Annotated in this window: 6 protein-coding genes and 2 pseudogenes; 1 reads left to right on the forward strand and 7 read right to left on the reverse strand. The window is 59.2% G+C overall.

The window, feature by feature from the left end:
- Window positions 1–349: 349 nt before the first annotated feature.
- Entirely contained in the window at window positions 350–2,005 is a 1,656-nt protein-coding gene (locus EN879_RS15725) for an MFS transporter (protein WP_063169321.1), read from the reverse strand.
- A 581-nt stretch (window positions 2,006–2,586) separates the two neighbouring features.
- Between EN879_RS15725 and EN879_RS39925 the strand changes: the two are divergent.
- Window positions 2,587–2,753: pseudogene (locus tag EN879_RS39925) on the forward strand (IS21 family transposase); the annotation flags it as partial.
- A gap of 400 nt (window positions 2,754–3,153) precedes the next feature.
- Here EN879_RS39925 and EN879_RS40605 read toward each other — a convergent pair.
- The 6 genes and pseudogenes from EN879_RS40605 to EN879_RS15755 all read right to left on the reverse strand — a co-directional run.
- Window positions 3,154–3,360 (reverse strand): SDR family oxidoreductase, encoded by a 207-nt coding sequence (locus EN879_RS40605; protein WP_199489648.1) that lies wholly within the window; start codon window positions 3,358–3,360, stop codon window positions 3,154–3,156.
- A pseudogene (locus EN879_RS40610) lies at window positions 3,348–3,629 on the reverse strand (SDR family NAD(P)-dependent oxidoreductase); the annotation flags it as partial. The pseudogene EN879_RS40610 and the gene EN879_RS40605, both read right to left, overlap by 13 nt.
- A 27-nt stretch (window positions 3,630–3,656) precedes the next feature.
- A complete protein-coding gene (locus EN879_RS40615; protein WP_063169323.1) occupies window positions 3,657–3,854 on the reverse strand; it encodes an SDR family oxidoreductase in 198 nt (65 codons plus the stop codon).
- Window positions 3,855–4,593: 739 nt separating this feature from the next.
- Window positions 4,594–5,487, reverse strand: coding sequence for a polysaccharide deacetylase (locus EN879_RS15745; RefSeq protein ID WP_224570030.1), 894 nt, complete (start codon window positions 5,485–5,487; stop codon window positions 4,594–4,596).
- 145 nt (window positions 5,488–5,632) lie between these two features.
- Window positions 5,633–7,036: an aspartate aminotransferase family protein gene (locus tag EN879_RS15750; protein ID WP_063169325.1), complete on the reverse strand. Its 1,404-nt coding sequence runs from the start codon at window positions 7,034–7,036 to the stop codon at window positions 5,633–5,635.
- A gap of 13 nt (window positions 7,037–7,049) precedes the next feature.
- On the reverse strand, window positions 7,050–8,147 hold a 1,098-nt coding region (locus EN879_RS15755; protein ID WP_164774424.1), incomplete at its 5' end, for an NAD-dependent succinate-semialdehyde dehydrogenase.

The raw sequence follows: 8,147 nt of genomic DNA on the forward strand, positions 1-8,147 counted from the left end.
CCATTGACCTAACACCAGGCAGCAAGCTCGGCTATGCCTGCCGCATCGTTGCGAAAGCGGCCCGCCGCTCCGCTCGGCACGACATGGGTATCGAGCCAGTCTTTCGAAACATCCACTCCACAGATAGTCTTGTTCACGGTAACCTGCCTTGTGCGTGCGATTGGAGCCAAGCGACTATTCGGTCGTACGTGACGAAGGCGAAGATCCCAGGCTCACCCACGGTTGTGGCCGGAGGGGTGTCGGGCGACTTCGCCTTGCTTCGAACCGGATGGCCATCCGGTTCGAGGCTCAGTCGCTTCCATCGCACAAAGTCCTCTGCGTGCAGATACAAGGGGTTAACCTCGAAGAGTCAGTGTCGGAGAAAATAACGTGCTGATTCATCGGACTTTAGGGCCGAGCTTGTTGGTCGCTCGATAAAAAGCATGATTTTAGGCGGAAGCTGTCCTGCATGCAATTTCAGCACTTGTTTACCCAATTCCTTGTCTGCTTCCGTGAGACGATGGTTCAGGCGAAGGTAGTCGGTCCAGGTCGGCGTGCGGAATGTCTCTATCCATTGCATAGGCTCCTGAAGGTTGCGCTGGAGAGTCCAATGACGAGCGCCGACGCGACTGTGCACATGCCGGCGCGCCCGCATGAGTTCCAGGAATGCTTCGCGATTTTCCTCGGGCACTAGGTACTCGACTTTGACCACGATGGGACCGCTTCTTGGCTTGAGATTGAGGGCGACTGCCGGTGCGTCGAAGTCCTCCAAAGCATCTGGATCGGATTCGCGGCGCTCGCGAAGGGGAAACAGGAGGCCCGTGGCGGCGACCAGCAGAAGGGCTCCAGCGGAGCCCTCCAGTGCCAAGGTCAGTGAATGGTTCTGGGCCACCGTGCCCCACACCCAACTGCCCGCTGCGATGCCGCCATCGATCAATGCATAGTAAATCGAGATGGTGCGCCCCACGACCCAGCGCGGGCTTGCCAGTTGCACGGTCACGCCGACCCCGGACCAGGCGGTGACCCAGCCCGCGCCACCCATGGCGAGTGCAATTGCCGCCACTGCAATCGAAGAAGTCAGCGCAAGCGAAAGGGAGCATGCCGCGCAGGCGACGCATGCGAGCGTCATCAGCCGCTCTTGTGACAAGCTCCGTCTGAACACGCTGTTCGAGATGCCGGCGAAGACGGCGCCTGTCCCGAATCCGGCCATGAGCGTGCCATAGGCGAGCGGTCCGCCTCCCAGCTGGTCGCGGACAACCAGCGGCAGCAGCGCGAGAATGGCGATGCTCGCCAGACCAAAGAGGGTTCCGCGAGTGATCGCCGTCTTAATCTCCGACGACATCGCCGTGAAGCGTAGCCCGTCATAGATCGCCGTCCTCATCGACTCACGTGGGAGAGGTGATGAGCGAACCATCCACTTGCAGCGCCATATGGTTACCAAAGGGACCAGATAGGTAAGACTGGTTACGGCGAAAGCCGTCATCAGCCCAAAAGAGGCAACTACTATGCCACCGAGCGCCGGGCCTACGGTCCGAACAGTGTTGAAGCCAACGGAGAGGAGCGTGACGGCGGCGGGAACGTCGCGTCGGTTCACCATATCGCCAACCGAGGCCTGCCAGGCTGGATCGTGGAGAGCGCCGCCGCATGCGATCAAGAAGCTGAAGCCGAGGATCATCCACGGATCGACAAAGCCCAGCACCACAAAAGCCGTCAGCATCGCAGATGCCAATACCATAAGGCACCGGCCGGCGAACATGACCCGGCGCCGGCTGAAATTATCAGCCAAGGCCCCGGCGAAGACGGATAAGATGAACGCTGGCAGGTTTGAAGAAGCCTGAACCAGCGCGACCATCAGATCGGAAGTCGAAATCGTAGCCATCAGCCAGCTGATGGCAACAGTCTGCATCAACCAGCCGAGCGAGCTGACCTGCGTGGCGAACCAGATTGAACGAAAGCTCGGATTTCTGAGGGGCGCAAATGCTCCTGGCGAATTTGGATCGGCGACTTGGTCCGCAAGACTGCTCATCAATCTAACTCTTGCCTATGAGCCAGTTTTACATTGCTCCGACAGCCAGCAGCCGCCCAACCCGTTGAAGGTCCGAATCGGCCAATGTGCGCAAATAGTTACAACGCCCGGCAGGAGATTGAACTCGCTGCCGGGCCGATGCGCCTTGGGAGGAGGCGTAGTTGGAACCTTTGTGAAGACTTGGAACCAGCCGCATCAGGCCAGCCTACACTTACAATATGAGGATCAGACCACTCCAGGATTTTAGTGCATTGAATGGGTACTCTTCCAGCAATCCTCGCCAACAAATGCAGGAGATCGGCGTCGAGCTCCTAAATCTGCATAATATCGGTGATTCGCGGGCGAGCAGTGCAGTGGGCACATTCTCCAAGCTAAACGCTGAACGGGCTTTTTGCTTCTCAAATCGCCATAACAGGGAGAGATGGGCAAATACTACTTCAATATGCTCCCAAGGACGCTGAGTTGACTGCAGCCTCAGCAGAGCTCTCCGCGTGCCTTTTTGCGGCTCCCCGCGGTGCTCGCGCCCGCCGCGCCTGCAAAGGCTTTCCTCAACAGTCGTTCAGTTCGAGCAGCCTTTGCCAACTCTGACTCAAAAGCTGCCCGACTGGATTGACGGCCTCAGCTTCTTCGGCGGGTCACTGAGGCGATCCGTCTGCTACAACCTGGTGTGGCCAAGGCGCTGTGGTTCGCGCCGACGCTGAACGCGACCGTTGCGACAATGACCGAGCAGTACGACACTGCCATATTGATCGCTGGGAAGCGCGCGAAGGGTAAATTCAACTTGCCCACCACCGCGATCAAATGTGCGCCGGGTAATGGCGCCGCTAACAGGATCGACCACCGGAACCGGTTACCGGCAGAGTCGGTCTGCATCCGGGAATTGCAGGGCCATCCTGTGTATAGGCTTAAATTGCGCTATTCTTCTCTACTGTGACAGGCGGGAGCCGCCGTCGACGGGGATCACTGCGCCCGAGACGTAGAACGCGTCGTCCGAAGCAGGAAGGCGATCACCGCCGCCTGCTCCTCCGGCGAGGAGACGCGCTCGAGCGGATTGGCGCGACCATCAGGCGTTGGTAGCTGCGTACGTGCAGCGCTCGAGTCATGTCGGTGGGGACCACGCCGGGCGCCACCGCATTCACGGTTATACCCTACAGGCCCTGCTCGCCGGCCTGCTGGAGCGTGAGATACGCGATCCCGGCCTTGGCCACCGAATAGCCTACCGTTCCGGGATAGCCCGTAAGCCCGAGGATCGAGCTGACATTAATGATCCGCCCGCCCGGCTGGCGCATCCGCGGCCGCAACTCGCGGGTCAGGCTGATGACTGCACGCAAGTTGATATCGATCAGCGGGAACAAAAGGCATCGTCAGTATCGGCGAGCGACTTCGAACCGCCAATGCCGGCATTGTTCACGAGGACGTCGAGCGTCTCGATCCTTGCGGCATCCAAGGCGGCCAGAACCCGCCCTGCGGCGTCGGGCATGGCCAGATCGCAGACGAGCGCCGTCTGGCCAAGGCCCGCAGCTGTGTCGTGCACTTTATCCAGAACATCCACTAGCAACACCCACGCCTCTTCCGAGCCAAGCCACGCCGCTGTTGCGGCACCGATCCCGCGCGCCGCGCCGGTGACGACGACAGTGTTTCTGACCGGAGCTTAGGCAAGGCTGCCTCCGTCGACCGTAAGCGCGGCGCCGATGGTGAAGCCCGCCGCATCGTCCAGCAGATAGCCGACAGCTGTCGCCACCTCGGACGGCAACCCCATTCGGCCCATCGGATGCGCAGCGATGATCTTCGTCCGGCGCTCGACCTGTGCCGCTTCTCCCCGGGCGAAGGCGACGCCGGCCTCGGCCAACGGCTGGCGATGGTTCCGGGGCAGACACAGTTTGCGCGGATATTTCTGCCGCGTGGTTCAGCGCCAGCGTGCGAGTCATCATCACAACCGCCGCCTTGGTCACCGAATAGATCGGCACGTCCTTCGAGGCCTGCAGACCAGCAGTCGAGCTGAAGAGCACCACCGATCCGCGGCCAAGCTCGCGCATCTGCGGGATGCAGCTTGCAGATTCGCCAAATGGCCCCGACGTTGAAGCTGAACATGGCTTCGTACCCTTCACGTCTATCAGCCGCTTCATCGCACCGTAATGCCAGCGGCCGCGACCAAGCCCTCAACCGGCCGGCCAAAGCTCTCGCGGGCGAGGTCGACCAGCCCTTCCAGCATCGCCGGATCGGTCACGTCGCAGACAACTCAACGGGCACCAGGACAGGCGGCCAGAGTTTGGTCCAGAGCCTCTTGCGACAGGTCAGCCAACACCAAATCCGCTCCACCCGCCGCCAGCAGTTTGGCACTGGCCGGGCCAAGCGCGCCACCCGCCGGTAATCAGCACCGTTTTTCCGGCAAAGGTCGTGTCAATCAAGATTGTAGTCCTCCTCCAAGATAAGAACTCCCACTGTACCCGCTCTGAAAGCGAATACCGGACAGCGGATGATCCGCGTCATTCCAAATCCATTGGTGACCGCCGCAACGGTCGAGGCGCAGGACGGCTTGCGCCGCCCCAAGAACACCGCACTCTACCGGCGTTCCTGTCTGAGAGTTTTCAGAGACATGAGGACGCACGCTCGGCGACCTGATGATGTGTGGCGAACCAAACGTCACCCTTTGCTTTGGCGCGTCGAATTAATTCTTCTACGATCCAGATCCGTGAGCGATATCCAATGACGTGTGGATGCAGAGTCAGCTGAAATAAATCGGCATCTTGATAGGCCCCTTCGAACTCCCGAATAAATACAGAAAGCACGTCGTCGACTGATAAATCTGGCCGTGAAGACCCATCGGGACTCATCCAAAGATAAGTGGCATCGTCTCGAATCCATTCGACCGGTATTTCAATCACTCCCGTGGGTTCCTCGTCTTCCAGCAGCTCATAGCAACTATCATCGGCCATAAGGGATGAGTCGTATGTCAATCCGGTTTCACGTATGATCCGTAGAGTTGCGTCGGAAAAATCCCAGGAAGGCGTTCGAATTCCCGTCGGGCGTTTGGAAGTGATTTTTTCAAGAGTGTCGGCACTCCTCATCATTAAAGAGCGCTCGCTCTCTGCGCTCAGTTCCGAGTTTAGCTCGTGTATCCAGCCGTGCATGCCAATTTCATGGCCTTCATCGACAACTGCGCGTTGCTCGTCTGGATACAACTGAGCGATCACAGCGGGAACGAAAAAACTCGCCGGAACGTCGTACTTTCTCAAGAGTTCCAAAGCCCGAGGCATCCCTCGTCGGCTCCCGTACTGACCCCAGGATAATCTGCTTAGCGATCGCCCTCCCCTGCGCAATTCGTTCGACTCATGATCGACGTCGAACGAGATGGCGAAGGCACAGCGTTTACCGCCGGGCCACATTGGTCTTAGTGCCTTGCCCGCTCTGACTTTGTTGATGCGCCGCCGCCAATGGCTTTCAGGCCATTCCCAGGGATTGAGTGCGGTCGAATTGGCCACCAGTTCCTCCTGAGCAGTGTCTGCATTGAATTCCGCCGAAAACTCAATGAGCGGAACGCGGCACCAGCTCAGCTGGCAGCCCCGCAAGCCGATCAGGCCGTCGCTTGAGTTTGCGCCTTGATTACGACAAGATGGCCCAACTCATTCAGATTTTCTCACTCTCGCGAACAAGCTCATCCATAACCGAGCGCACGGCGCTTTCTGCGATTGCAACAATCTCCTCCGCCTCAGCTTTGGTTGTAACCAGCGGCGGAGCAAAGCCCAAAATGTCCCCGTGCGGCATGGCCCGAGCGATAAGACCACGGTCACGGGCGGCCTTCGAGATTCGCGCACCTACCTTGAGCGCCGGATCGAAACGCTTCCGATTGTCGCGATCGGCAACGAACTCGATTGCGCCCATAAGACCGACGCCCCGCACTTCGCCGACGATCGGCAACTGCGCGAACCTCTCCTGCAACTGCGCCTGGAAAAACGCGCCGACGTCACGCGCATTGCCGGGGAGGTCTTCTTTCTCGACAATATCGAGGACCGCGTTGGCCGCGGCGGCGCCGATCGGATGACCAGAGTAGGTGTAGCCGTGCGAGAATGCCCCGACCTTGTCGGCTCCATCCTCCAGGACTTTATACACCTTCTCACCGACGATTGCCGCTGAAAGCGGGAAGTAGGCCGACGTCAAACCTTTAGCGATCGTGATGAGGTCTGGCTCGATGCCATAGTGCTGTGAGCCGAACATGGAACCGGTGCGGCCGAACCCTGTGATCACTTCATCGGCAATCAGCAGCACATCATGTTTTTTGAGGACCGTCTGTACCGCTTCCCAATAGCCTTCCGGCGGAGGCGTGATACCACCTGTGCCGAGGACGGGCTCGCCAATGAAGGCGCCGACGTTGTCCGGGCCGAGCCGCTCGATCAACTGATCAAGCTCGGCGGCGCGGCGAGCGGAGAATTCGCGCTCGGTTTCGCCCGGGGTTGCGCCCCAGTAATGATGTGGAACACCCGTGTGAACAATCTGCGGAAGTGGCAGGTCCATGTGGTCGTGATAAAAGCTCATGCCCGTCATCGAGCCCGACACGACGCTGCAGCCGTGATAGCCGCGTTCACGGGAGATGATCTTCTTTTTGGTCGGCTTGCCACGCAGGTTGTTGTAGTACCAAACAAGCTTGGCCTGGGTCTCGTTCGCATCCGAGCCGGACATGCCATAGAACACCTTGCTCATCTTGCCCGGCGCCATCTTCACAAGGCGATCGGAGAGGATCGCAAGCTCGTCGGTCGTGTGCGCCGCATAGGAGTGGTAATACGCCAAGCGATAGGCCTGACGCGAGATCGCATCGGCGACTTCCGTGCGGCCATACCCGACATTGACGCAGTATAGGCCGGCAAAGCCATCGATAAATTGGTTGCCATGCGCGTCCTGGATGCGGATCCCCTTCCCTGTCACCACGATCGTTGGGTCGCCGAGCTTGCCAGTGGCGAAATCTTTAAGCTGAGTGAAAGGATGCAAGACCGAGTTGCGGTCCTTTTCGGTGATCTCTTTGATGTTGATGGTCATTGAATGCTTCCTTTCAGGCCGCGATGTTGCCGATGCAGAGGTATTTGGGTTCGAGATATTCGATAAGACCGTGCCTTGAGCCCTCGCGACCAAGGCCGGATTGTTTCCAGCCGCCGAACGGAATGCCCGGCCCCGTAAATTTTGGAGTATTCACGGCAACCATGCCATATTCGAGCCGGTCGGAGAGCCGCATGGCTCGGTTGAGATCTTGGGTATAGACGTAGGCCGCAAGTCCCATCTCGGAATTGTTGGCTCGCGCGACCACCTCCCGTTCGTCGTCGAAGGGCAGGATTGCAGCGACAGGTCCAAACGTTTCGTCCTTCGCAATCACCATGTCATCGGTCACATTAGCAAGCACGGCCGGCGTGACGAAGTTCCCGCCAAGCGAATTGTGCTGTGCGCCTGCTACCATTCGAGCCCCGGCTGCTAGAGCCTCAGAAACCTGGTGCCTGCATTTGTCAGCACCAGACGTCTTTGTCATCGGACCGATGTCGACACCTGGCTCCAATCCGTGCCCGACCTTTAGTTTACTGGTGGCCTCGGCAAATTTTTCCGTAAAATGCTCGTAAATCTCTCGCTGCACATAAATCCGGTTTGCCGCGAGACAGTCCTGACCGGATGTCGCGAACTTGGCTGCCATGCAACCGGCGACCGCAGCGTTGATCGGCGCATCGCCGAAAAGGATGAAAGGAGCATTGCCGCCAAGTTCGAGCGAGACTTTCTTCACTGTCTTCGCGGATTGCTCGAGAAGGATTCTGCCGACCTCGGTGGAGCCCGTAAAAGAGAACGCACGCACGTGGGTATGCAACAACAGCCGTTTGGCAAGTGGCGGAGCTTCGCCCGTGATCACCTGAAACACGCCGGGCGGAATGCCAGCATCCCCGGCAAGGCGGGCAAGCGCGAGGGCCGACAGTGGCGTTTCGGGTGCCGGCTTTACAATCATTGTGCAGCCAGCGGCCAGTGCAGCTCCAGCCTTTCTGGTGATCATTGCCGCTGGGAAGTTCCATGGCGTAATGGCGACAGTCACCCCGATCGGCTGCAAATGCACGGCCAGCCTGCTTGCGGGGAGATGGCTGGGAATCGTTTCGCCGTAAGCCCGCTCCCCTTCCCC

It is taken from the genome of Mesorhizobium sp. M7A.F.Ca.AU.002.02.1.1 (assembly GCF_003998535.1).
Lineage (GTDB): Bacteria > Pseudomonadota > Alphaproteobacteria > Rhizobiales > Rhizobiaceae > Mesorhizobium > Mesorhizobium ciceri.

Coding starts and splice junctions, on each gene's coding strand:
- EN879_RS15725 (WP_063169321.1), bottom strand. CDS start 2,005: ATGAGCAGTCTTGCGGACCAAGTCGCCGATCCAAATTCGCCAGGAGCA.
- EN879_RS15750 (WP_063169325.1), bottom strand. CDS start 7,036: ATGACCATCAACATCAAAGAGATCACCGAAAAGGACCGCAACTCGGTC.